The following is a 22,525-nucleotide window of genomic DNA, read 5'->3' on the forward strand; positions in this document are numbered from 1 at the left end:
CCTCCTGCGAGGATCAGGCTTCACTCCTCAAAGAACGACTCCGTCGGCCGCAAACGCCACTTCTGTTGGCCGGCCGCGTTCACCCGTTCCTCGATCAGTTTCCCCTCTTCTATCAGTCGCTTGGCGAAGGCTTGCCACCTGTCTCCGTGCTCGCGTGTCCACTTCATCCGGACGTCTTCGTCCGGTGGGTTGTAGTGCCGGTCCACTACGATGGCTGCCCTGGCATTGGCGATCTTGTCCCGGAAGAACGCCTCAATGTCACTCTCGTCGACGGACTCTTCAGACAAGCCGAGCAGTTCTCTTATCTGGCGTGGGGTAGTCGCCAGGCCACCTTGAGTCAGAAGCTCGCCCACCTGCTTGTGGGAGTCGTCCAGCAGTGGGTTGCCGGATGCCCGGGACAGGTCCAGCTGATCGATCTGGCTGTCAGTCAGTCGCACGGTGACTCCCGGTCCCACTACCAGGTGCTTCACCTTTGCCTGGTTGAGCGTCACCGCCCCGGAACCATTCAATTCAAGCTTGTCAACCATGATCCGGCTGACGGTCCTCTGGTTCTCCGTAGTCCCGTGTACTCTCGCCCACAGCTCGCCGAGACTGGCCATGGCGGGACGGCACTCCTCAGATGACTGGGCTGCACTCACCCAGGCTTGAAGCGCGGCGACAAGCGCTTCCAATGACTCTTCCCGGGCCTCCTCCGACCACATCGAAGCGATCAGCTGAGCGCACAGGGCTGAGATTGCCACTTCGGACAGCAGAGCCAGAGCTTGCTGGAACGGCACCCGAACGATCTGTCGGGCGAGAAAGTGTTCGGCGATAGCGAGGTGGGTGAAGCTAAACGAGAGCTCATGCTCAGACCATTCGGCGCTCATGCCGCACAGGGCGACCAGGCGCCGTTGCTCCTTCTCGTCGAGCTCCCTGCCCAACGCGACTTCCGCCGCGGTTACCAGGTCAGACTCGTCGACCTCCGCAGCCACGTTGCGCGCGGTCATCTCTGCAACCTCGCAGAAGATCTCGGAGAGGTCGTCCTGGCTGAAGAGCTCGGCGTTCTGAGAGTCCACCAGCTTGCTCAACTCGCGCTGGAGGTAGGTATCGACCACAAACCGCAGGAAGTCACCGGGCGGATCGGTCTGCTTCCACGCGATATAAGCGAGGCAGAAGAACGGTGTGGTCAGCAGTTGCCGGATCTCTGATGCTTCCTGGACGACCGTTTCGCTCGAGAGATGGCCAGCGAGCTTGAGTAGCTCGGCACGCCGCCACGGCTGCAACTTCATCGTCGTCAGCCGGTGGTTCGACGCCTTGGCAGGATGCTCTGTCAAGCTCTTCCAGAGCCGCGCCTCGGAGTAGCTCGCTCTCGCAGAGAGGATGACAGCGCCCCGGTTGCGGAGCTGGTCGAGGATCGGCTGCAAGCCCGATAGCGGGTCGTCGTAGGACCGGAAGCCCAACATCTCGTCGAACCCGTCGATAACCAGTATCGCGAGGCCAGCCCGGCACAGCGCCAATACCGGCTCCCGGTCCAGAATGCGTGTGCCAGCGACCCTCTCGGTGATCAGTTTGTCCAGGCTGGTCGCGCTAGTTCTGCTGGAGGAGATATAGATCGCCACCGGGGCGAGGTCGGCGCCCTCGGCCAGCGACTCCCGTGCGTACTGAAGCAGGCTATGGGTCTTGCCGGCCCCGGCTTCGCCGGTCAGCGTGATTAGGTTCGTGCTGCCGCGGTACGCATGGATGCCGTCTGTAACCTCCTTGCATGCCTCGGCGATGGTGAGGTCAGTGCGAGGGCCCTGGTAGTCGTCGTCGAACTGCACCATCGTCGGCACATGAGGAACGTGCTGCTTCAGGTTTGGGAACAACTCCCGGCTGATCCGCTTCTCCGCAGCGACCTGTTCCTCGAGTTCCTCCAGCAGTCGTCGCTTGAGCAACGGCCAGTTACATACATCCGCCAGGAACGCCTTGTATGGCTTCGTCGCCCCTGAGTCCGTCAGCCACATCCGGGCGTGATCCGCGCCGATGACGAAGCGATCGACTCGCGGAACTGGTCCGTCAGAGCTGCGCCGGTCCCAGCGCACAGCGATCGGTTCGGGCGGCGACGCTAGGACGTAGACCGAGTCACGTTCCGCAAAGCCCTTGAGGTCCCGGGCGATGTCCTGCGCGAAGTCGTCGAGTAGGCGATCACCGCGCTGAAAGTTCAACTTCTTCAGGGCATCCATCACGTCGGGATCGGTCACATCACGGGCTTCGCCGCGACGCGGCCAGTACTTCGCTGCCGTCCCCGAGAAGGAGTGCAGCGCCGCGAGCGCGCCGTCGATCATTCGGAAGTAGGGGCTCAACTCGGAGGCGTGGCCGTGATCGTAGATCCGCACGATGCGCTCGGCGTTATAGGTCACTGCCCTATGCAGGACTGCGCGGTCGATACTCTCTGGGATCGGACCGCCGTGGCACACCTGGTTGCGTACCCGTCTGATCGACGTTTGCGGCGCTTTGACGACCACCGTCTCGATACTGTCGGCGACCCCCGTTGCATCCGTTCGGCACTCGGTGCAGCCCAGCTTTTCGCTTTGCTTACGGCAATATTCGGCCCATGTCTCGAGTGAGCCAGGCGTGCTGAATTTGGCCGGCTCCTCGTCCGCAGCTGCGCACAGTAGCCCCAGCACGCGGAGTTGATACTCCACGTGGACCAGTGCACTGAATGACTCCTGCTGCGAGTCCGGTGCTGCGACGAGGTCTGCGATAGTCACATGCACTCCAACGTGTGCAGAGGGGCGAGAGAAGAATCCAGGAGACCTAAAAATCAGATTGCTGTCGCTCTGTCAAATCAAGTGGCTGCCAGCGTCAGTAGCCGATCACGTTAGCGGGCGCGCGGCCTAGCCTCGTCGAAGCCGTCATGCATAGGCGTACCGCGGAGCCTGGGGAGCGGCCCGGCCTCCCTTCGGGGGCGATGGCGGGAGCTTTCCCAATAGCAGGTGGTCAACCGGACCGGTGCGGAGATCTGAGCCCTCATCGAACAGGCCCTGCCCACGCTCACGTACGAGCGGCCCCTACACAATCTTCGCTCGCCCCCGTGCTGGCCTGCTTCAGGCAGACCTCAACCCTTGTCTGCCCAGATCAGACCGAGCTCAGTGGCTTCAGCCGTGGCCGGCGCACTGGCTGAGCACTGTCTGCCCCAGAGTCCCACCCAGTGTTCGTTCGACGCTCATGAGTGCTACGGCAAGCGTGATCACATCCGCAAGATCCCCCGACTCGTGGATCTATCCGCTCGTAGGTGGCGCCTGAAGACGGTAGGACAGGCATCCACGTCACGGTCGTGATCGCTGGCCTTGTCATGTGGTCTAAGTTCAGGACGACGAGGAGCAGCTCTGCTCGGTTCGATGGAGCCTCATCACCTGCGGCGATGCCCCAAGATCCCGTCCACGCCTCGTCCACAGACCCCGACATACGGCCGCTTCGGGCGGCATCCGGCTGCACATACGCGAAGACCCCGGCCTCAGCGTTTCCGCTGGTGACGGGGTCTTTGGGCACCTCATGAGGGGTGCCCCCGGCAGGATTCGAACCTGCGCACACGGCTCCGGAGGCCGTTGCTCTATCCCCTGAGCTACGGGGGCGTGTCGGCCTTGGTGTGGGGCGACGGGTAGAACCCTACCAGCTCTTTCGAGGGTGGCTGGCATGGGTTTATGTGGGGGAGGGGCGGTGTGTTGGGGAGGGAGCGGGCGGCTCGGGGGTGTGGGCCGAAGGGGTTCACGGTCCCCGGCGAGCGCCCCGGATACTGGCTCGGGGCGGGGTCCGGGGCGGGCCCGAGCGGGTTCGGGAACACGTCCGGGGTGGAAGTGGGGAAAAGCCGGACGCGGTGCCGGGCGCGGACCTACTCTCGAGTTGTGTCCGGCGCGTCCGGTCGGGTGCTTGTTGTGGACGACAACAAGGTCATCCGGCAGCTGATCAGGGTCAATCTCGAGCTGGAGGGCATCGAGGTCGTGACCGCGGCCGACGGTGTCGAATGCCTGGACGTGGTGCATCACGTGCGGCCTGATGTGGTGACCCTGGATGTGGTCATGCCCCGGCTCGACGGGTTGCGGACCGCCGCTCGCCTCCGTGCCGATCCGCGCACCCGGAGCCTTCCCCTCGCCATCGTCAGCGCCTGCACCCAGTACGAGGTCGAGAGCGGGCTCGAGGTCGGCGTCGACGCCTTTCTCGCCAAACCCTTCGAGCCTGCTGAACTCGTTCGAATCGTGCGGCAGTTGATGGAACGGCGGGGGAGTCGGGGCGGCGAAGGCGGTGGTGGCGACGACTGCGGGTCGCCCTTCCAAGGTGCCTTCCGTAGCGCGGACGGGGGAGAAACAGAGGGAGCGGGAGAGGGAGCGGGGTTTGGCTCCGAACGGTTCGGTACGGATGGTTTCCGTACGGAGAGGTTCGGTGCCGAGGGGTTCGGGGTCGACGAAGCCGAGCGTGCCGGTCGGTCCGGTCACTGACGGCAGCCGTTGACCCGCCGCACACCGTCGTACCCGTCCCACCCCGTCGTCACCCATGGATGGACCGTGGTCGACCCGCACACCCATGGACCGTGGTCGACCCGCACACCGTCGTACCCGTCCCACCCCCTCGTCACCCATGGACCGTGGTCGTCGAGTCACCCCTACGGACGCAGGGCCGCCGCCCGGCCCCGCACCCCTGGGCCCCGCCGTCCGTACCGACCCGTACCCCGTCCACATCCCGGACCTCCGGCCAAACCGACTCGCATACCCACCCCCCTCCTCCCCTACGCTGGTCACGTGACCCCCGTCGAGCTCTCCCGTACCGTGCTGCGCGCGGTGCGTCGTGCCGTGGACGCGGGTGAGCTGAGTGTGGCCGTGCCGGCGCGGGCGGTGGTGGCGCCGCCGGGGCCCGGTGGGTGCGGGGACTACGCCACGAACATCGCGTTGCAGCTGGCCCGCCCCGCCGGGCGCTCCGCGGTGAGGGTCGCCGAGATCCTGCTGCCCCACCTCGTCGGCACCGACGGTGTCGCCGACGTCGCGATCACCGGGCCCGGGTTTCTCAACATTCGCCTCGGCGGCGCGGACTCGGCCGTCGCATCCCTCGTACGGGAGATCGGGCGCGGTTCCTACGGTCATGGCGACGCCCTCGCCGGGCAGGTCGTCCCGCTGCGGATCCCGATGCCGTACGACATCCGTGCGGAGGTCGTCGCCGACGCGCTCGTACGGATCATCGCCACCCAGGGTGGCCGGGCCCTCGTGCAACACGCCGGGCCTCCGCACGCCGGCGGCGGCGATGACGTCCTGCTTGCGGATGCGGCCAAGCCGCCGCACACGGATCGCTCCCACACGGATCGCTCCCATACAGACCTCTCCGACACGGGCCTCTCCGACACGGTCCCCTCCCACACCGACCTCCCAGGCGTCGCCCCCGCGTACACCGGCCTTCCGCCCGGCGGCCCACGGCACCCCGAGGGAACGCACACCCTGGGAACGCACCCCCTCACCCCCGCACCCGCGGCCCTCACCGCCCCCGGCACCGGCACCCCCACCACCCCCGTAACCCTCCGCCCCGTCCCCGCCCCCGAAGACCCCACATCCCTCGGCCCCGACGCCTCCCGCTGGGCGCTGCTGCATCCGGCCGGGCACGACCGGCCACGGATCGATGCCGGGCATCTTCTTCAGCAGGAGAGCAACCCTCTCTTCCGCGTCCGGTACGCCCACGCCCGCACCCGGGCCCTCACCCGTAACGCCGCCGCCCTCGGCTTCACCGGCACCCCCGGTGACGTCCCGCGGGCGGACGACCTGCTCGGTGCCCTCGCCGAGTACCCCCGTGCCCTGCGCGTCGCCGCGACCCATCGCGCCCCCGACCGCCTCGCCCGGCAGCTCGTCACCACCGCCGACGCCTTCCTCGCCCTCCAGCACCTGGTGCTGCCGCTCGGCGACGAGAAACCCTCGGCCGCCCACCGCGCCCGGCTCGCGCTCGCCGAAGCCACCGGGACGGTGCTGGCCGGCGGCCTGTCCCTGCTCGGCATCAGCGCCCCTGACTATCTGTGAGAGAAGAATGAGCCGTTCCGCACACCCCGCCGGGCCCCGTCACGCCGATGTCCTGTCCGAGGGGCACTACAGCGCCCCGCCCTCGGACCTCAACGCCCTCGACCCCAAGGTCTGGGCCCACACCGTCACCCGTACCGACGACGGGGTCGTGAGCGTCGGCGGTGTCGAAGTCACCACCCTCGCGGAGGAGTTCGGCACTCCCGCCTACTTCCTCGACGAGTCGGACTTCCGCGCCCGCGCCCGCGCCTGGCGCACCGCCTTCGGGCACGACGCCGACGTCTTCTACGCGGGGAAGGCGTTCCTCTCGCGCGCCGTCGTGCGGTGGCTGTACGAGGAGGGGCTGAACCTCGACGTCTGTTCGGGTGGTGAACTGGTCACCGCCCTCTCCGCCGGTATGCCCGCCGACCGCATCGCCTTCCACGGCAACAACAAGTCCGCCGAGGAGATCACCGCCGCCGTCCGCGCCGGCGTCGGGCGGATCGTCCTCGACTCCTTCCAGGAGATCGTGCGCGTCGCCCACATCGCCCAGTCCCTCGGCACGCGGCAGCGCGTACAGATCCGGGTGACGGTCGGCGTGGAGGCGCACACGCACGAGTTCATCGCCACCGCCCACGAGGACCAGAAGTTCGGCATCGCCCTCGCCGACGGGCAGGCCGCGGAGGCCGTACGCCGTGCGCTCTCCCTCGACGGTCTCGAGCTGGTCGGGATCCACTCGCACATCGGCTCGCAGATCTTCGACATGGCCGGGTTCGAGGTAGCCGCCCGGCGCGTCGTGGCGCTGCTCGCGGCCGTCCGTGACGAGCACGGGGTCGAACTGCCCGAGATCGACCTCGGCGGCGGCCTCGGCATCGCGTACACCAGTGACGACGATCCCCGGGAGCCGCACGAGATCGCCAAGGCCCTCAGCGAGATCGTCAGCCGGGAGTGCGAGGCCGCGAGGCTGCAAACGCCCCGGATCTCGGTGGAGCCAGGGCGCGCCATCGTCGGGCCGACCGCCTTCACGCTCTACGAGGTCGGCACCATCAAGCCGCTCGAGGGGCTGCGGACGTACGTCTCCGTGGACGGCGGCATGTCCGACAACATCCGCACCGCGCTGTACGACGCCGAGTACAGCGTCGCCCTGGTCTCGCGCACCTCCGATGCCGAGCCCATGCTCGTGCGCGTCGTCGGCAAGCACTGCGAGAGCGGTGACATCGTCGTGAAGGACGCGTTCCTGCCCTCCGACCTGGCACCGGGCGACCTGCTCGCCGTTCCGGCCACCGGCGCCTACTGCCGGTCGATGGCCAGCAACTACAACCACGCGCTGCGGCCGCCGGTCGTCGCGGTCAACGACGGCGAGGCGCGGCTCATCGTCCGGCGCGAGACGGAGGACGACCTGCTCCGGCTCGATGTGGGATGACGGGCGGCGGCCACCGGCGGTGTCCCGGCGGCCGGAGGAAGATCTCCGGTTCGTCGGCCCCGCAAGAATGAAATAGACATCTCACGATCCGGACGAGGGACAGAAAGCCCCGTCCGGTGAGTGAGACTGGTTCCACCGTAGACGGTATGAGGAAACGAGGTCGGATGATGCGTACGCGTCCGCTGAAGGTGGCGCTGCTGGGCTGTGGGGTTGTCGGCTCAGAGGTGGCTCGCATCATGACGACGCACGCCGACGACCTCGCCGCGCGCATCGGGGCCCCGGTCGAGCTGACCGGCGTCGCGGTGCGGCGGCCCTCCAAGGTCCGTGCGGGCATCGACCCCGCCCTGGTGACGACCGACGCCACCGCCCTGGTCAAACGCGGGGACATCGACGTCGTCGTGGAGGTCATCGGGGGGATCGAGCCCGCCCGCTCCCTCATCACGACCGCCTTCGAGCACGGCGCCTCCGTGGTGTCGGCCAACAAGGCGCTGCTCGCCCAGGACGGTGCCGCGCTGCACGCAGCCGCCGAGGAGCACGGCAGGGACCTCTACTACGAGGCCGCCGTCGCCGGTGCCATCCCCCTGATCCGCCCGCTGCGCGAGTCGCTCGCCGGCGACAAGATCAACCGCGTGATGGGGATCGTCAACGGCACCACGAACTTCATCCTCGACAAGATGGACTCCACGGGAGCCGGCTACCAGGAGGCCCTCGACGAGGCCACCGCGCTCGGGTACGCGGAAGCCGACCCGACCGCCGACGTCGAGGGTTTCGACGCCGCCGCCAAGGCCGCCATCCTCGCCGGGATCGCCTTCCACACGCGGGTGCGTCTCGACGACGTCTACCGCGAGGGCATGAACGAGGTCACCTCCGCCGACTTCGCCTCGGCCAAGGCGATGGGCTGCACCATCAAACTGCTCGCCATCTGCGAGCGGGCCGCGGACGGGGGCTCGGTGACGGCGCGCGTGCACCCGGCGATGATTCCGCTGAGCCACCCCCTCGCCTCCGTGCGCGGCGCGTACAACGCCGTGTTCGTCGAGTCGGACGCGGCCGGTCAGCTCATGTTCTACGGGCCGGGCGCCGGCGGCGCCCCGACCGCCTCCGCCGTCCTCGGTGACCTCGTCGCCGTCTGCCGCAACAAGCTCAACGGCGCGACCGGCCCCGGCGACTCCGCGTACACCCAGCTGCCCGTGAGTTCGATGGGCGAGGTCGTCACGCGCTACCACATCAGCCTCGACGTGGCCGACAAACCGGGTGTCCTCGCCCAGGTGGCCACGGTCTTCGCCGAGCACGGCGTCTCGATCGATACGGTTCGCCAGCAGGGCCGGCAGGACGGAGGCGGCGAGGCCTCTCTCGTCGTGGTCACCCACCGTGCGTCCGACGCGTCCCTGAACGGGACCGTCGAGGCGCTGCGCAGCCTCGACACCGTGCGGGGTGTCGCCAGCATCATGCGGGTTGAAGGAGAGTAACCAGCAATGACCCACCAATGGCGCGGAATCATCGAGGAGTACCGGGACCGGCTTCCGGTGTCCGAGAACACGCCGGTCGTGACGCTCCGTGAGGGCGGTACGCCGCTCGTGCCCGCGCAGGTGCTCTCCGAGCGCACGGGCTGCGACGTCCACCTCAAGGTGGAGGGTGCGAATCCGACCGGGTCCTTCAAGGACCGCGGTATGACCATGGCCATCACGCGGGCGAAGGAGGAGGGCGCGAAGGCCGTCATCTGCGCCTCCACCGGCAACACCTCGGCCTCCGCCGCGGCCTACGCGGTGCGGGCCGGGATGGTCTGTGCCGTCCTCGTGCCGCAGGGCAAGATCGCGCTCGGCAAGATGGGGCAGGCCCTCATCCACGGCGCGAAGATCCTCCAGGTCGACGGGAACTTCGACGACTGCCTGACGCTCGCGCGTTCGCTGTCCGACAACTACCCCGTGGCGCTGGTCAATTCGGTCAATCCGGTGCGCATCGAGGGCCAGAAGACCGCGGCGTTCGAGATCGTGGACATGCTCGGCGACGCGCCCGACATCCATGTCCTGCCGGTGGGCAACGCGGGCAACATCACGGCGTACTGGAAGGGCTACACCGAGTACGCCACCGACGGCATCGCCGCGCGGACCCCGCGCATGTGGGGTTTCCAGGCCTCCGGTTCCGCGCCCATCGTGCGCGGTGAGGTGGTCAAGGACCCCTCGACCATCGCCACCGCGATCCGCATCGGCAACCCGGCCTCGTGGCAGTTCGCGCTGGCCGCGCGGGACGAGTCGGGCGGCTTCATCGACGAGGTGACGGACCGTGAGATCCTGCGCGCCTACCGGCTGTTGGCCGCGCAGGAGGGCGTCTTCGTCGAGCCGGCGTCCGCCGCGTCCGTCGCCGGCCTGCTGAAGGCCGCCGAGCAGGGCAAGGTCGACCCCGGCCAGCGGATCGTCTGCACGGTCACCGGAAACGGGCTCAAGGATCCGGACTGGGCCGTCGCCGGCGCCCCGCAGCCCGTCACCGTCCCGGTGGACGCGGCCACGGCGGCGGAGCGGCTCGGGCTGGCGTAAAGCCGCCTGGCGCGAACCCGCCGCCGCCCCGTGGGAGTCCCCGACCGGAGTCCCCGGGGGTCGCGGGGACTCCGGGAGCGCGCCGGGCCGCGTCGGCGGCCTTCGGTGCCGGGTGGAAAGTGCCGGAAAGCGGCGGAAAGCGGCACCCGTCGCGACCGGCCCCGACGTGATCCGGCGGGGGGTGCACAGGGGGCTTACGACACGCATCGTGCGCCTCCTGTGCGCCCTATGTCGCCACAGAACCTTCCTTCGATAGGCTGTACCGAACCCGCCCGCCGCATATGCCGCGGTGCCGCGCCGTCCTTGCGGCCTCCGGGTCCTTTCGTAGGCATGGCAATCCGTCGCAGTTCCTCGCAGCAGTTCACCGCAGTTCCTCGCACCAGTCACCGCAGTTCCTCGCAGTTCATCGAGAATCTCGCACATCACGCAGCTCAAGGAGAGTCATCGAGCGATGGCCGGTCCAGCGTTCCGCGCCGCCGCCGTCCGGGTGCGCGTCCCCGCCACCAGCGCCAATCTCGGGCCGGGCTTCGACGCCTTCGGCCTGTCACTGGGGCTGTACGACGACGTGGTCGTCCGGGTGGCCGACTCCGGGCTGCACATCGACATCGCCGGGGAGGGCAGCGAGACGCTGCCGCGCGACGAGAGCCACCTCCTCGTACGTTCCCTGCGCACCGCCTTCGATCTGCTGGGCGGACAGCCGCGCGGCCTCGAGATCGTCTGCGCCAACCGCATTCCGCACGGACGGGGTCTCGGTTCCTCCTCGGCCGCCATCTGCGCCGGAATCGTCGCCGCGCGTGCCGTGACCATAGGCGGCGACAGCAGGCTCGACGACTCCGCGCTGCTGGAACTCGCCACCGAGATCGAAGGGCATCCCGACAATGTCGCGGCCTGTCTGCTCGGTGGTTTCACGCTCTCCTGGATGGAGGCCGGAGCCGCGCGGGCGATCCGGATGGAACCCGCCGATTCCATCGTTCCGGTGGTTTTCGTGCCGGGAAAGCCGGTGCTCACCGAGACCGCGCGCGGTCTGCTGCCACGCACCGTCCCGCACGTCGACGCCGCCACGAACGCGGGCCGCGCCGCACTGCTCGTCGAGGCCCTCACCAGGCGCCCCGAGCTGCTGCTGCCCGCCACCGAGGACCGTCTGCACCAGGAGTACCGCGCCCCGGCGATGCCGGAGAGCGCCGCACTGGTGGAGCGGCTGCGGGCCGACGGCGTTCCCGCGGTGATCTCCGGCGCGGGCCCCACGGTCCTCGCGCTCGCCGACGGCGAATCGGCCGACAAAGTCGCTGACCTCGCAGGTCAGGGCTGGGCCGCCAATCGACTGGACCTCGACGGCACGGGGGCGAGCGTGCTGCCTCTCGCGCCCACGGGCGTCCATTAAAAGCGCGCGGTTGCCGGATTTCGAGAGGGGGAATGTTTGTTGGATCCGGTAGTGTTAACCTCAAGTCTGCACCCGACCCCACCATGGCGAGGTGCATCGTGTCCCCGTCCGGGACAACCTTTCTTCCGGGAGCCTCCCAAACTGCTTTGTGCCATGCATTGGGTGCTATGCGCTGAGCAGTGCTGAGCACGCTCCGGAACCGGCGTGACCGTGCCGATGACACCGCAATTCAGTGCCACGGCTCCGGAATCGTCATCACCAGACATGTCTTCCGCCGCTTTGGCGGACCACCGCCCCGGCGCGGTCCACACCACAAGGACCAAAGCCGGACAGCACAACCGGTCGCCGAGCCAGACAGGCCGACGTCCGCTCCAGGGAAGGACCCTTCGTGAGCGACACCACCGATCTGATGGGCGCGCGTGTCGAGGAGACCGCTGCCGCGCCCGCCACGGACGCCTCTGCCGCGCCTGCCTCCGGTGCCGGCTCCCGGCGGCGCCGCGGTACCGGCCTCGACGGCATGGTGCTGGCCGAGCTTCAGCAGGTCGCGTCAGGCCTCGGTATCAGGGGCACCGCGCGGATGCGCAAGAGCCAGCTGATCGAGGTCATCAAGGAGGCGCAGGCGGGCGGTGCCCCGGCGCAGGCCGCCGACACCACCGCCGAGGCCAAGCCCAAGCGCCGGGCCACCTCCAAGGCCCGTACCGGCGACGAGGCCACCGCGGCCGGGACGAAGGCCGAGAAGGCCGCCGAGAAGGCCGTGGCCCAGCAGCAGATCGAGATCCCCGGCCAGCCCGCCGGAGGCCCCTCCCGCGCGAGCGAGGCCGAGCGGGACGACGCCCCCGCCGTGGAGCGCCGCCGCCGTCGCGCCGTCGCCGAGGCGGGCAGCCCCGAGACGGTCGCCGTCGAGGCGAAGAGCGAGCCGAAGGCCGACACGGCCGGCGAGGCCAAGGGTGACGCCGGCGACGGCGCCGACGGCCGCCAGGGCCGCCGTGACCGCCGGGACCGCGGCGAGCGCGGTGAGCGCGGTGAGCGCGGTGAGCGCGAGCGTGGCGGACGCGAGCGCGACCGTCGGGGCGGCAAGGGCGACGAGCAGCAGCAGGGCCAGGCCGGCGGCGGACAGCAGCGCCCGGAGCGCCAGGAGCGTCAGGACCGCCAGGACCGTCAGCAGCAGGGCGGCGGTCGTCAGGACCGTCAGGACCGTCAGCCGCGTGACAACGGCCCGCAGGACGACGACGACTTCGACGGTGGCCGTCGCGGCCGTCGCGGCCGTTACCGCGACCGCCGTGGCCGTCGTGGCCGCGACGAGTTCGCGACCAGCGAGCCGCAGCTCGCGGACGACGACGTCCTGATCCCCGTCGCGGGCATCCTGGACATCCTCGACAACTACGCGTTCATCCGCACCTCGGGCTACCTGCCGGGTCCGAACGACGTGTACGTGTCGCTGGCCCAGGTCCGCAAGAACGGCCTGCGCAAGGGTGACCACGTCACCGGCGCCGTGCGTCAGCCCAAGGACGGCGAGCGCCGCGAGAAGTTCAACGCGCTGGTCCGCCTGGACTCGACCAACGGCATGGCCCCCGACTCGGGGCGCGGGCGCCCGGAGTTCAACAAGCTGACGCCGCTGTACCCGCAGGACCGGCTCCGCCTGGAGACCGACCCGGGCGTGCTGACGACCCGGATCATCGACCTCGTCGCGCCGATCGGCAAGGGCCAGCGCGGTCTGATCGTGGCCCCGCCGAAGACCGGCAAGACCATGATCATGCAGGCGATCGCCAACGCGATCACGCACAACAACCCCGAGTGCCACCTGATGGTCGTCCTGGTCGACGAGCGTCCGGAAGAGGTCACCGACATGCAGCGGTCGGTCAAGGGCGAGGTCATCTCCTCGACCTTCGACCGTCCGGCCGAGGACCACACCACGGTCGCCGAGCTCGCCATCGAGCGTGCCAAGCGTCTGGTGGAGCTGGGTCACGACGTCGTCGTGCTGCTCGACTCGATCACGCGTCTGGGCCGTGCGTACAACCTCGCCGCCCCCGCCTCCGGCCGCATCCTGTCCGGTGGTGTCGACTCGACCGCGCTCTACCCGCCGAAGCGCTTCTTCGGTGCCGCGCGCAACATCGAGGACGGCGGCTCGCTGACCATCCTGGCCACCGCGCTCGTCGACACCGGCTCGCGCATGGACGAGGTCATCTTCGAGGAGTTCAAGGGCACCGGCAACGCCGAGCTCAAGCTCGACCGGAAGCTCGCCGACAAGCGTGTCTTCCCGGCCGTGGACGTGGACGCGTCCGGTACCCGTAAGGAAGAGCTGCTGCTCGGCGCCGACGAGCTCGCCATCACCTGGAAGCTGCGTCGCGTGCTCCACGCGCTCGACCAGCAGCAGGCGATCGAGCTGCTGCTCGACAAGATGAAGCAGACGAAGTCGAACGCGGAGTTCCTTCTGCAGATCCAGAAGACGACGCCGTCGCCGGGCAACGGCAACGACTGACCCTGCACGACTGAGACCGAGGGCCGCTCCCGATCCGGGGGCGGCCCTTTGTGCTGTCTGGCACGCGTGTACGATCGCGCCTTCTCGCAACAGATAGGTCTCAGGGGGGACTTGAGTGGATCCATCCTTGTCCGGGCGTGGTCGTCACAGACGCCGGATACGCATCGCCGTTCCCGTCGCCGCCGCGACCCTGGCGGCCGCCGTCGGCGGCGCGCTGCTGATGTCGTCCGCGAACGCAGCCACGCCGCAGTCGGCGCCGACGGCCAGGCCCGGCCACCCGTCGCCCGGCCTCGCCACGCTGGAGAAGAGGATCGCCGCCGCCGTCGCCAGTGACGGCACGGCGGTCGCGTCGACCCCGAAGCCCTCGCGAGACGCGGGCACCGGCACGAGCGTCGGCAGGAGCGCGGGTACCGGCTCCGTCGATCCGAAGATCATCGGCGGTACCACGACGACCATCACCACGGCTCCGTGGATGGCTCAGCTCTGGTACACGGACGACAAGGGCACGAGCAGCACCAGCGACGACACCGGGTTCTTCTGCGGTGGCGCGGTGGTGGCTCCGACGAAGATCCTCACCGCCGCGCACTGCGTCAAGGGCTTCGACTGGAAGGCCCACGGGGCCGTCCTGACCGGCACCGGCCAGCTGCCCTCGGACGGCGGTACGAACCTGCACGGCGGTACCGTCTCGGGTGTCTGGCGGCAGTGGAACCACCCCTCGTACAGCGCGTCGGCCATCGACAACGACATCGCGGTGCTCACGCTGCCGGGTCCGGTCAAGGCCAAGCCGATCCGGATGACGACGTCGGGCGACACCGCCTCGTACGCGTCCGGCACCAAGGCCACGCTCTACGGCTGGGGCCGCACCACCTCCACCACGCAGGACATCGCCGAGAACCTCAAGACGGCCACGCTGCCCCTCCAGTCCGACACCACGTGCGGCCGCTACTACGGCACGGACTTCGTCAAGGGTCACATGGTCTGCGCGGGCGACCCGGCGACCGGCGGCGACGCCGGCACCACCTCGGCCTGCAACGGTGACTCCGGCGGCCCGCTGATCGTGGGCGGCCGCATCGTGGGCGTCGTCTCCTGGGGCGTGGCGGACTGCGTGAAGAAGGGCGCGTACAGCGTCTTCAGCAAGGTCAGCACCTATGTCGGCGCGGCCCTCCCGCGCGTCGACGACACGAACCTGAGCGGTGACCACAGGGCGGACCTGTTCGTCCGCCAGGCGTCCACCAAGACGCTGTACGAGAAGGACTCCAAGGGCACCTCGCTGGGGGCCCGGCAGTCGTGGGGCTCCTGGAGCACGTCGAACGTGGTCCTGCAGGCCGACCTCGACCGTGACGGCTACCAGGACATCGTGGAGCGCCGCAGCTCCAGCGGTGACATCCACTGGTGGCACTTCCTGCCGTCCACGGAGAAGTGGGCCGACACGAAGATCTTCACGAACTGGAAGACCCGCACCCGCGTCGTCGCCCCCGGCGACGTCACCGCTGACGCCCTGCCCGACCTGCTCTCCGTCGACTCCGGCGGCGTCCTGTGGATCTACCCGGGCAAGGGCAACGGCACCTTCTCGGCCCGCGTCGCGGTCGGCTCCGGCTGGAACCAGTACAACTCCCTGCGCGCGCACGGTGACTTCACCGGGGACGGCAAGGCCGACCTGATCGCGCGCAGCGCGAGCGGCTCGTACGTATACCTCTACAAGGGCACCGGCAAGGCGGGCAGCGGGGCGTTCTCGGCCCGCGTCAAGGTGCGCACCTGGGGCGGGTACAACGCCTTCGACGCCCCGGGTGACGTGACCGGCGACGGCAGGGCCGACTTCCTGGCCCGTACGCCCGGCGGCACGCTGTATCTGTACCCGGGTACCGGCAAGGCCACCAGCGAGATCTTCGCCACAAGGATCAAGATCGGTACCGATTTCGGGCAGTACGACATCTTCGGCTGAAAGAGCAGGTGAGCGCGTTTCCGTCCGGACGCGCCGAGCATTCGATGTGCCCATCGCGGTCGGCGGTGGGCACATCGCGTTGTGCAACCCTTTGCCGAGTTTCCCCGTCTGACGGTACGGAGTGACCATGGAGAAGCACGTGTCACGACCGCAGACGGGCCTGGCCCTGACAGACAGGGGTAACCGACAGTACGAGGACTGAGGGAGCACATGCCTGCCGAGAGCACGCCGGGACCCGGGACACCGGGCGAGTCCGGCACGAGCCGTCCGCGCCGCGGTGCGAAGGGCAGCCGCCGCAAGCCGCGGGGAACGCGACGCAAGGCGCTGCTCATCACGGCCTGGACCGCGGCGGGCATCGTCGTGCTGGGCGGCACGGGTGTCGGGATCCTCTACTTCAAGCTCAACGACAACCTCAAGACCGTCGACATCAACCAGGCCCTCGGTTCGGACCGGCCCCTGAAGGCCGACAACGGCTCCGAGAACATCCTGGTGCTGGGGTCCGACACGCGGTCCGGCGGCAACGAGAAGCTCGGCGGCGGCGTCGACGACGGCAGCGCCCGCTCGGACACGGCGATGGTCGTGCACGTGTACGAGGGCCACAAGAAGGCCAGCGTGGTCTCCATACCCCGCGACACCCTCGTCAGGCGCCCCTCCTGCACGGACGCCAAGGGTGTCACCCACGACGCCGCGACCGGCGTCATGTTCAACTCCGCGTACTCCACCGGTGGCGCCACCTGCGCCGTGAAGACCGTCGAGTCCCTGTCCGGTATCCGCATGGACCACTACGTCGAGGTCGACTTCAGCGGCTTCCAGAAGCTCATCGACGATCTGGGCGGTGTCTCGGTCACCACGACCAAGGACATCAAGGACCCCGACAGCCACCTGAACCTCACCGCCGGCCCGCACACGCTCGACGGACGGCAGGCGCTCGGTCTGGTCCGCACCCGGCACGGCGTCGGTGACGGCTCGGACCTCGGCCGCATCCAGCTCCAGCAGGCGTTCATCAAGGCCCTGGTCGACCAGGTCAAGCACCTCGGCGTCCTCACCAGCCCCACGAAGCTCTACCAGCTCGCCGACACCGCGACCAAGACCGTCACCACCGACTCCGACATCGGTTCGGTCAAGGACCTCGCGTCCTTCGCCGACGGCCTCAAGGGCATCGGCTCGTCGCACATGAACATGGTGACGATGCCCGTCCAGTACGACAGCGCGGACGCCAACCGCGTCCTGGTCGACGAGGCCAAGGCCAAGACGGTCTGGAACGCCCTCAAGGACGACCGGGCGATTCCGAGGGCGGCCACCGAGGGCACCGCCACGGGCACCGCGAAGGGCGTAGTGAACGCCTCGTGAGCCCCGTGCACAGGCCCTGAGCGGCCCGTACACCTGCCCGGGAATAGATGATCCGTCCCCCCGGTTTTGGGGGATGCGCCCAGTCCTGGCAGACTGGTACGTCGGCTCCGGTTCACGCTCCCGCATCCCGCGGCGGCGACCCGGCGCCCTCCCGAAACTAGGAGACACCTTGAAGCGCGAGATCCACCCCGAGTACGTCGAGACGCAGGTCAGCTGCACCTGTGGCGCGTCGTTCATCACCCGCAGCACGATCGAGTCCGGCGCCATTCGTGCCGAGGTCTGCTCCGAGTGCCACCCGTTCTACACGGGCAAGCAGAAGATCCTCGACACCGGTGGCCGCGTGGCCCGCTTCGAGGCCCGCTTCGGCAAGGCTGCCGCTGCCAAGAAGTAGCGAGCCCACAGCGCCGGTCTCCGGCGTCCCCGGCACGGGGGCGCCGGGACCGGCGCTTTGCGGTGCAGCCCCTTCCCCCGGGGCCCGGACCCCGTCCGGACCGGGGGACCCCCACGCCGTACCTACGTCCCCGAGCCCGTCACGGAGCGGGGGACAGTCCATTGGAGCCGGAGATGTTCGAGGCGGTCGAGGAACTCATCGGTGAACACGCCGATCTGGAGAAGAAGCTCGCTGACCCGTCGGTCCACGCCGACCAGGCCAACGCGCGCAAGCTGAACAAGCGCTACGCCGAGCTGACCCCGATCGTCGCGACGTACCGCTCCTGGAAGCAGACCGGGGACGACATCGGGACCGCGAAGGAGTTCGCGGCCGACGACCCCGACTTCGCCGCCGAGGTCAAGGACCTGGAGAAGCAGCGCGGGGAGCTCACCGAGAAGCTCCGGCTGCTGCTGGTCCCGCGCGACCCCAGCGACGACAAGGACGTCATCCTGGAGATCAAGGCGGGCGCCGGCGGCGACGAGTCCGCCCTCTTCGCCGGCGACCTGCTGCGCATGTACCTGCGGTACGCCGAGCGCGTCGGCTGGAAGACCGAGATCATCGACTCCACCGAGTCCGAGCTCGGCGGCTACAAGGACGTCCAGGTCGCGGTGAAGACCAAGGGCGGCCAGGGCGCCACCGAGCCGGGACAGGGCGTCTGGGCGCGCCTGAAGTACGAGGGAGGCGTGCACCGCGTGCAGCGCGTGCCGTCCACCGAGTCGCAGGGCCGCATCCACACCTCCGCGGCCGGCGTGCTGGTCACGCCGGAGGCCGAGGAGGTCGACGTCGAGATCCACGCGAACGATCTGCGCATCGACGTCTACCGCTCCTCCGGACCCGGCGGACAGTCCGTGAACACGACCGACTCCGCGGTGCGCATCACGCACATTCCCACCGGAGTCGTCGCCTCCTGCCAGAACGAGAAGAGCCAGCTGCAGAACAAGGAGCAGGCGATGCGTATCCTGCGCTCCAGGCTCCTCGCGGCGGCGCAGGAGGAAGCGGAACGGGAGGCCGCGGACGCCCGCCGCAGCCAGGTCCGTACCGTCGACCGCTCCGAGAAGATCCGTACGTACAACTTCCCGGAGAACCGCATCTCGGACCACCGCGTCGGATTCAAGGCGTACAACTTGGACCAGGTCCTCGACGGCGACCTCGACGCGATGATCCAGGCCTGCGTCGACGCGGACTCGGCGGCCAAACTCGCCGCCGCGTAAGAAGCTCACGACAACAGCCCAGCCCCGGAGGACCAGCGTGCAGCAACATCTTGGGGGGCGACCCCCAAACCCCCGCGGCGTGCTGCTCGCGGAAGTGGCCCAGGCCACCCAGCGGCTGGCCGACGCCGGCGTGCCCTCACCGCGCAACGACGCGGAGGAGCTCGCCGCCTTCGTGCACGGCGTGAAGCGGGGCGAGCTGCACACCGTCAAGGACGCGGACTTCGACGCCCGCTACTGGGAGGTGATCGCGCGCCGGGAGGCCCGCGAGCCGCTCCAGCACATCACCGGGCACGCCTATTTCCGCTACCTGGAGCTCCAGGTCGGCCCCGGCGTCTTCGTGCCCCGCCCGGAGACCGAGTCGGTGGTCGGCTGGGCCATAGACGCCGTCCGCGCGATGGACGTCGTCGAACCACTGATCGTCGACCTCTGCACCGGCTCGGGCGCCATCGCGCTCGCCCTCGCGCAGGAGGTCCCGCGCTCCCGCGTGCACGCCGTGGAGCTGTCCGAGGACGCCCTGCGGTGGACGCGCAAGAACGTCGAGGGGTCCAGGGTCGACCTGCGCCAGGGAGACGCCCTGGAGGCCTTCCGCGACCTCGACGGGCAGGTGGACCTGGTGATCTCCAACCCGCCGTACATCCCGCTCACCGAGTGGGAGTACGTGGCGCCGGAGGCCCGGGACCACGATCCCGAACTCGCCCTGTTCTCCGGCGAGGACGGACTCGACCTCATCCGCGGCATCGAGCGCACCGCGCACCGGCTGCTGCGCCCCGGCGGCGTCGTCGTCATCGAGCACGCCGACACCCAGGGCGGACAGGTGCCGTGGATCTTCACCGAGGAGCGGGGCTGGGCCGACGCGGCCGACCACCCGGACCTCAACAACCGGCCGCGGTTCGCGACCGCCCGCAAGGCGATGCCGTGATGACGCGCATCCCGTTCCCCAGCCAGCAGTACGTGTACGAGGAGGCCCGCTAAATGGCACGGCGATACGACACCAACGACGCGACCGACCGCACGACCGGTCTGCGTGAGGCCGCGTCCGCCGTCCGCCGTGGCGAGCTGGTGGTCCTCCCGACGGACACCGTCTACGGCATCGGTGCCGACGCGTTCACCTCGGAGGCCGTCGCCGATCTGCTCGACGCCAAGGGCCGCGGCCGCAACATGCCCACCCCTGTCCTCATCGGCTCCCCGAACACCCTGCACGGGCTCGTCACGGACTTCTCCGAGATGGCCTGGGAGCTCGTCGACGCGTTCTGGCCGGGCGCCCTGACGCTCGTCGCCAGGCACCAGCCGTCCCTGCAGTGGGACCTCGGGGACACCCGGGGCACGGTGGCCGTGCGCATGCCGCTGCACCCGGTCGCCATCGAACTGCTCACGGAGGTCGGCCCGATGGCCGTCTCCTCCGCGAACCTCACCGGCCACCCGGCGCCGGAGGACTGCGACGCCGCGCAGGAGATGCTCGGGGACTCCGTCTCCGTCTACCTGGACGGCGGTCCGACCCCCGGCAACGTGCCCTCCTCGATCGTGGACGTGACGGGCAAGGTGCCCGTGCTGCTGCGCGCCGGGGCGCTGTCGGCGGAGGAGCTGCGGAAGGTCGTACCCGACCTCGAGGTGGCGAATTGACAGCCCCTGACGCCCCCAGGCTCCCGGGCCCCCTCGACCAGGGGGCACCCCCATGCGTGGCATAGGCACGGGGAGCGCGGGGTCCAACGGTGCTCCCGGGGGGTCCTTCCGCATCCTCCACGTCAGCACCGGCAACGTGTGCCGCTCGCCCATCACCGAGCGGCTGACCCGTCATGCCCTCGCGGACCGGCTCGGCGACCCCCTGTGGGGCGGCCTGATCGTGGAGAGCGCGGGCACCTGGGGCCACGAGGGCGCGCCCATGGAGGCCAACGCCGAGACCGTCCTCGCGGACTTCGGCGCGGACGCCACGGGCTTCGTCGGCCGCGAGCTCCTCGACGACCACGTCATCAGGGCCGACCTGGTGCTGACGGCCACCCGCGACCACCGTGCCCAGGTCATCTCCATGGGCCACTCGGCGGGTCTGCGCACTTTCACTCTGAAGGAGTTCACCCGCCTCGTACGGGCCATAGACACGGCGACGCTGCCCCCGCTGGAGGACGGCGTGGTCGAACGCGCCCGCGCCCTGGTGCGGGCCGCGGCGGCGCTGCGCGGGTGGCTGCTGGCCCCGACGGCGGAGGCGGACGAGGTGTACGACCCCTACGGTGCGCCGCTGCCGTTCTTCCGGTCCATCGGGGACGAGATCAACGAGGCGCTCGACCCGGTCGTGACGGCGCTGACGGGCGTGCGGGCGAGCGCCTGAAGCGGGCGCGCCCGTGTCAGGCGGGGCCCGCGCGTGGGCGTGGGGCGCGGGCGCCGGCCGGTCCGCGCGGCGCCGCCGGGGTACGGGTCCGGGCGAGACCGGGCGCCCGCGGGGCCGCGGTTCTACATTGGACGTAGCGCATCTCGCCGCCCAGGACGTGGCGCACCCCCTGCCGAGGTCCGGAGACCACCATGCCGGTCACACACACGCTGGAAGCGGATGTCCTGCGCAGACAGGACCCGGAACTCGCCGAGATCCTGCTCGGGGAGCTGGTGCGGCAGTCGACGACGTTGCAGCTGATCGCGGCCGAGAACTTCACCTCGCCGGCCGTGCTGGCCGCCCTCGGCTCGCCACTCGCCAACAAGTACGCCGAGGGGTACCCCGGCGCCCGTCACCACGGCGGCTGCGAGATCGTCGACGTCGCCGAGCGGGTGGCCGTGGAGCGCGCCAGGGCCCTGTTCGGCGCCGATCACGCGAATGTGCAGTCCCACTCCGGATCCTCGGCCGTGCTGGCCACGTACGCCGCCCTGCTGCGCCCCGGCGACACCGTGCTCGCCATGGGACTGCCCTTCGGCGGTCACCTCACGCACGGGTCGCCGGCGAACTTCTCCGGCCGCTGGTTCGACTTCGTCGGCTACGGCGTGGAGCCGCGGACCGGGCGGATCGACTACGAGCAGGTGCGGGCGCTGGCCCGGACGCATCGCCCCAAGGCCATCGTCTGCGGCTCCATCTCCTATCCCCGGCACATCGACTACGCGCTCTTCCGGGAGATCGCCGACGAGGCCGGCGCCTACCTCATCGCCGACGCCGCCCACCCCATCGGGCTGGTCGCCGGGGGAGCCGCGCCCAGCCCGGTACCGTACGCCGACGTGGTCTGCGCGACGACCCACAAGGTGCTGCGCGGGCCACGCGGCGGCATGATCCTGTGCGGCGCGGAACTGGCCGAGCGCGTCGACCGCGCCGTCTTCCCGTTCACCCAGGGCGGTGCGCAGATGCACACGATCGCCGCCAAGGCCGTCGCGTTCGGCGAGGCGGAGACGCCCGCGTTCACGGCGTACGCGCATCAGGTGGTCGCCAACGCGCGGGCGCTGGGCGAGCGGCTGGCCGCCGAGGGACTCGCCCTGACCACGGGCGGCACCGACACCCACATGCTGACCGCCGACCCGGCGCCGTTCGGCCTCGACGGACGCACCGCGCGCGGCCGGCTCGCCGCCGCCGGAATGGTCCTCGACACCTGTGCGCTGCCTCACGGGGAGACGCGGGGCCTGCGGCTGGGCACCGCGGCGATGACCACGCAGGGCATGGGTGAGAGGGAGATGGCGCAGGTCGCGGCGGTGTTCGCGGCGGTGCTGCGAGGCGGGAAGGACAGCAGGACCGCGCGTGAAGAAGTGCGGGAGCTCACCGGAAGATTTCCGCCCTATCCGGACCTCTGAGGGGTACACGCACTCGTGTGCACAGCCACTCGTGCAAC

The 22,525-nt window shown here is 69.7% G+C and carries 16 protein-coding genes and 1 tRNA gene; 15 read left to right on the forward strand and 2 right to left on the reverse strand.

Annotated elements, in window-relative coordinates:
- Nucleotides 1-20: 20 nt before the first annotated feature.
- Both ACFVTC_RS37400 and ACFVTC_RS37405 read right to left on the reverse strand, forming a co-directional pair.
- On the reverse strand, nucleotides 21-2,729 hold the full coding sequence (locus tag ACFVTC_RS37400; RefSeq protein ID WP_390133417.1) for an NACHT domain-containing protein: 2,709 nt from the start codon (nucleotides 2,727-2,729) through the stop codon (nucleotides 21-23).
- Between the two features lie 792 nt (nucleotides 2,730-3,521).
- Nucleotides 3,522-3,593, reverse strand: a tRNA-Arg gene (locus tag ACFVTC_RS37405).
- A gap of 270 nt (nucleotides 3,594-3,863) precedes the next feature.
- Between ACFVTC_RS37405 and ACFVTC_RS37410 the strand changes: the two genes are divergently transcribed.
- From ACFVTC_RS37410 to glyA, 15 genes are all read left to right on the forward strand, one after another.
- The gene (locus ACFVTC_RS37410; RefSeq protein ID WP_390133419.1) at nucleotides 3,864-4,454 is read left to right on the forward strand and encodes a response regulator; all 591 of its coding nucleotides are present in this window, start codon (nucleotides 3,864-3,866) and stop codon (nucleotides 4,452-4,454) included.
- A 300-nt stretch (nucleotides 4,455-4,754) separates the two neighbouring features.
- The gene (gene nrtL, locus ACFVTC_RS37415) at nucleotides 4,755-6,011 is read left to right on the forward strand and encodes an ArgS-related anticodon-binding protein NrtL (RefSeq protein ID WP_390133421.1); all 1,257 of its coding nucleotides are present in this window, start codon (nucleotides 4,755-4,757) and stop codon (nucleotides 6,009-6,011) included.
- A 7-nt stretch (nucleotides 6,012-6,018) separates the two neighbouring features.
- Nucleotides 6,019-7,410 carry a diaminopimelate decarboxylase gene (gene lysA, locus ACFVTC_RS37420; RefSeq protein ID WP_390133423.1) on the forward strand — a complete coding sequence of 464 codons (1,392 nt, stop codon included), beginning with the start codon at nucleotides 6,019-6,021 and terminating at the stop codon, nucleotides 7,408-7,410.
- A 167-nt stretch (nucleotides 7,411-7,577) separates the two neighbouring features.
- Nucleotides 7,578-8,876 carry a homoserine dehydrogenase gene (locus tag ACFVTC_RS37425; protein ID WP_168534062.1) on the forward strand — a complete coding sequence of 433 codons (1,299 nt, stop codon included), beginning with the start codon at nucleotides 7,578-7,580 and terminating at the stop codon, nucleotides 8,874-8,876.
- Between the two features lie 6 nt (nucleotides 8,877-8,882).
- Nucleotides 8,883-9,941 carry a threonine synthase gene (thrC, locus tag ACFVTC_RS37430; RefSeq protein ID WP_390133425.1) on the forward strand — a complete coding sequence of 353 codons (1,059 nt, stop codon included), beginning with the start codon at nucleotides 8,883-8,885 and terminating at the stop codon, nucleotides 9,939-9,941.
- Nucleotides 9,942-10,392: 451 nt separating this feature from the next.
- Nucleotides 10,393-11,322, forward strand: coding sequence for a homoserine kinase (thrB, locus tag ACFVTC_RS37435; RefSeq protein WP_390133427.1), 930 nt, complete (start codon nucleotides 10,393-10,395; stop codon nucleotides 11,320-11,322).
- Between the two features lie 388 nt (nucleotides 11,323-11,710).
- Nucleotides 11,711-13,801 carry a transcription termination factor Rho gene (gene rho, locus ACFVTC_RS37440; RefSeq protein WP_390133429.1) on the forward strand — a complete coding sequence of 697 codons (2,091 nt, stop codon included), beginning with the start codon at nucleotides 11,711-11,713 and terminating at the stop codon, nucleotides 13,799-13,801.
- Between the two features lie 127 nt (nucleotides 13,802-13,928).
- Nucleotides 13,929-15,743 (forward strand): trypsin-like serine protease, encoded by a 1,815-nt coding sequence (locus tag ACFVTC_RS37445; protein WP_390133431.1) that lies wholly within the window; start codon nucleotides 13,929-13,931, stop codon nucleotides 15,741-15,743.
- A gap of 210 nt (nucleotides 15,744-15,953) precedes the next feature.
- Complete coding sequence (locus ACFVTC_RS37450) at nucleotides 15,954-17,093, forward strand: LCP family protein (RefSeq protein WP_390133433.1); 1,140 nt, start codon at nucleotides 15,954-15,956, stop codon at nucleotides 17,091-17,093.
- A gap of 169 nt (nucleotides 17,094-17,262) precedes the next feature.
- Nucleotides 17,263-17,484: a 50S ribosomal protein L31 gene (gene rpmE / locus ACFVTC_RS37455; RefSeq protein WP_390133435.1), complete on the forward strand. Its 222-nt coding sequence runs from the start codon at nucleotides 17,263-17,265 to the stop codon at nucleotides 17,482-17,484.
- Nucleotides 17,485-17,657: 173 nt separating this feature from the next.
- Nucleotides 17,658-18,734 (forward strand): peptide chain release factor 1, encoded by a 1,077-nt coding sequence (gene prfA, locus ACFVTC_RS37460; RefSeq protein ID WP_390133437.1) that lies wholly within the window; start codon nucleotides 17,658-17,660, stop codon nucleotides 18,732-18,734.
- A gap of 79 nt (nucleotides 18,735-18,813) precedes the next feature.
- A complete protein-coding gene (gene prmC / locus ACFVTC_RS37465) occupies nucleotides 18,814-19,653 on the forward strand; it encodes a peptide chain release factor N(5)-glutamine methyltransferase (protein WP_329290446.1) in 840 nt (279 codons plus the stop codon).
- Nucleotides 19,654-19,706: 53 nt separating this feature from the next.
- On the forward strand, nucleotides 19,707-20,354 hold the full coding sequence (locus ACFVTC_RS37470; protein ID WP_168530259.1) for an L-threonylcarbamoyladenylate synthase: 648 nt from the start codon (nucleotides 19,707-19,709) through the stop codon (nucleotides 20,352-20,354).
- Nucleotides 20,355-20,406: 52 nt separating this feature from the next.
- Nucleotides 20,407-21,054, forward strand: coding sequence for a protein-tyrosine-phosphatase (locus ACFVTC_RS37475; protein WP_390133440.1), 648 nt, complete (start codon nucleotides 20,407-20,409; stop codon nucleotides 21,052-21,054).
- Between the two features lie 191 nt (nucleotides 21,055-21,245).
- A complete protein-coding gene (gene glyA, locus ACFVTC_RS37480; RefSeq protein WP_390133442.1) occupies nucleotides 21,246-22,487 on the forward strand; it encodes a serine hydroxymethyltransferase in 1,242 nt (413 codons plus the stop codon).
- The last annotated feature ends 38 nt before the right edge of the window (nucleotides 22,488-22,525 follow it).

It is taken from the genome of Streptomyces sp. NPDC057950, from assembly GCF_042887295.1.
GTDB classification, from domain to species: Bacteria; Actinomycetota; Actinomycetes; order Streptomycetales; family Streptomycetaceae; genus Streptomyces; species Streptomyces kaempferi.

What these genes read in the sequence shown, in the direction of transcription:
- ACFVTC_RS37450 (WP_390133433.1), top strand. Translation starts at nt 15,954, where the DNA reads ATGCCTGCCGAGAGCACGCCGGGACCCGGGACACCGGGCGAGTCCGGC.
- ACFVTC_RS37475 (WP_390133440.1), top strand. Translation starts at nt 20,407, where the DNA reads ATGCGTGGCATAGGCACGGGGAGCGCGGGGTCCAACGGTGCTCCCGGG.
- ACFVTC_RS37470 (WP_168530259.1), top strand. Translation starts at nt 19,707, where the DNA reads ATGGCACGGCGATACGACACCAACGACGCGACCGACCGCACGACCGGT.
- lysA (WP_390133423.1), top strand. Translation starts at nt 6,019, where the DNA reads ATGAGCCGTTCCGCACACCCCGCCGGGCCCCGTCACGCCGATGTCCTG.
- thrC (WP_390133425.1), top strand. Translation starts at nt 8,883, where the DNA reads ATGACCCACCAATGGCGCGGAATCATCGAGGAGTACCGGGACCGGCTT.
- thrB (WP_390133427.1), top strand. Translation starts at nt 10,393, where the DNA reads ATGGCCGGTCCAGCGTTCCGCGCCGCCGCCGTCCGGGTGCGCGTCCCC.
- prfA (WP_390133437.1), top strand. Translation starts at nt 17,658, where the DNA reads ATGTTCGAGGCGGTCGAGGAACTCATCGGTGAACACGCCGATCTGGAG.
- glyA (WP_390133442.1), top strand. Translation starts at nt 21,246, where the DNA reads ATGCCGGTCACACACACGCTGGAAGCGGATGTCCTGCGCAGACAGGAC.
- ACFVTC_RS37425 (WP_168534062.1), top strand. Translation starts at nt 7,578, where the DNA reads ATGCGTACGCGTCCGCTGAAGGTGGCGCTGCTGGGCTGTGGGGTTGTC.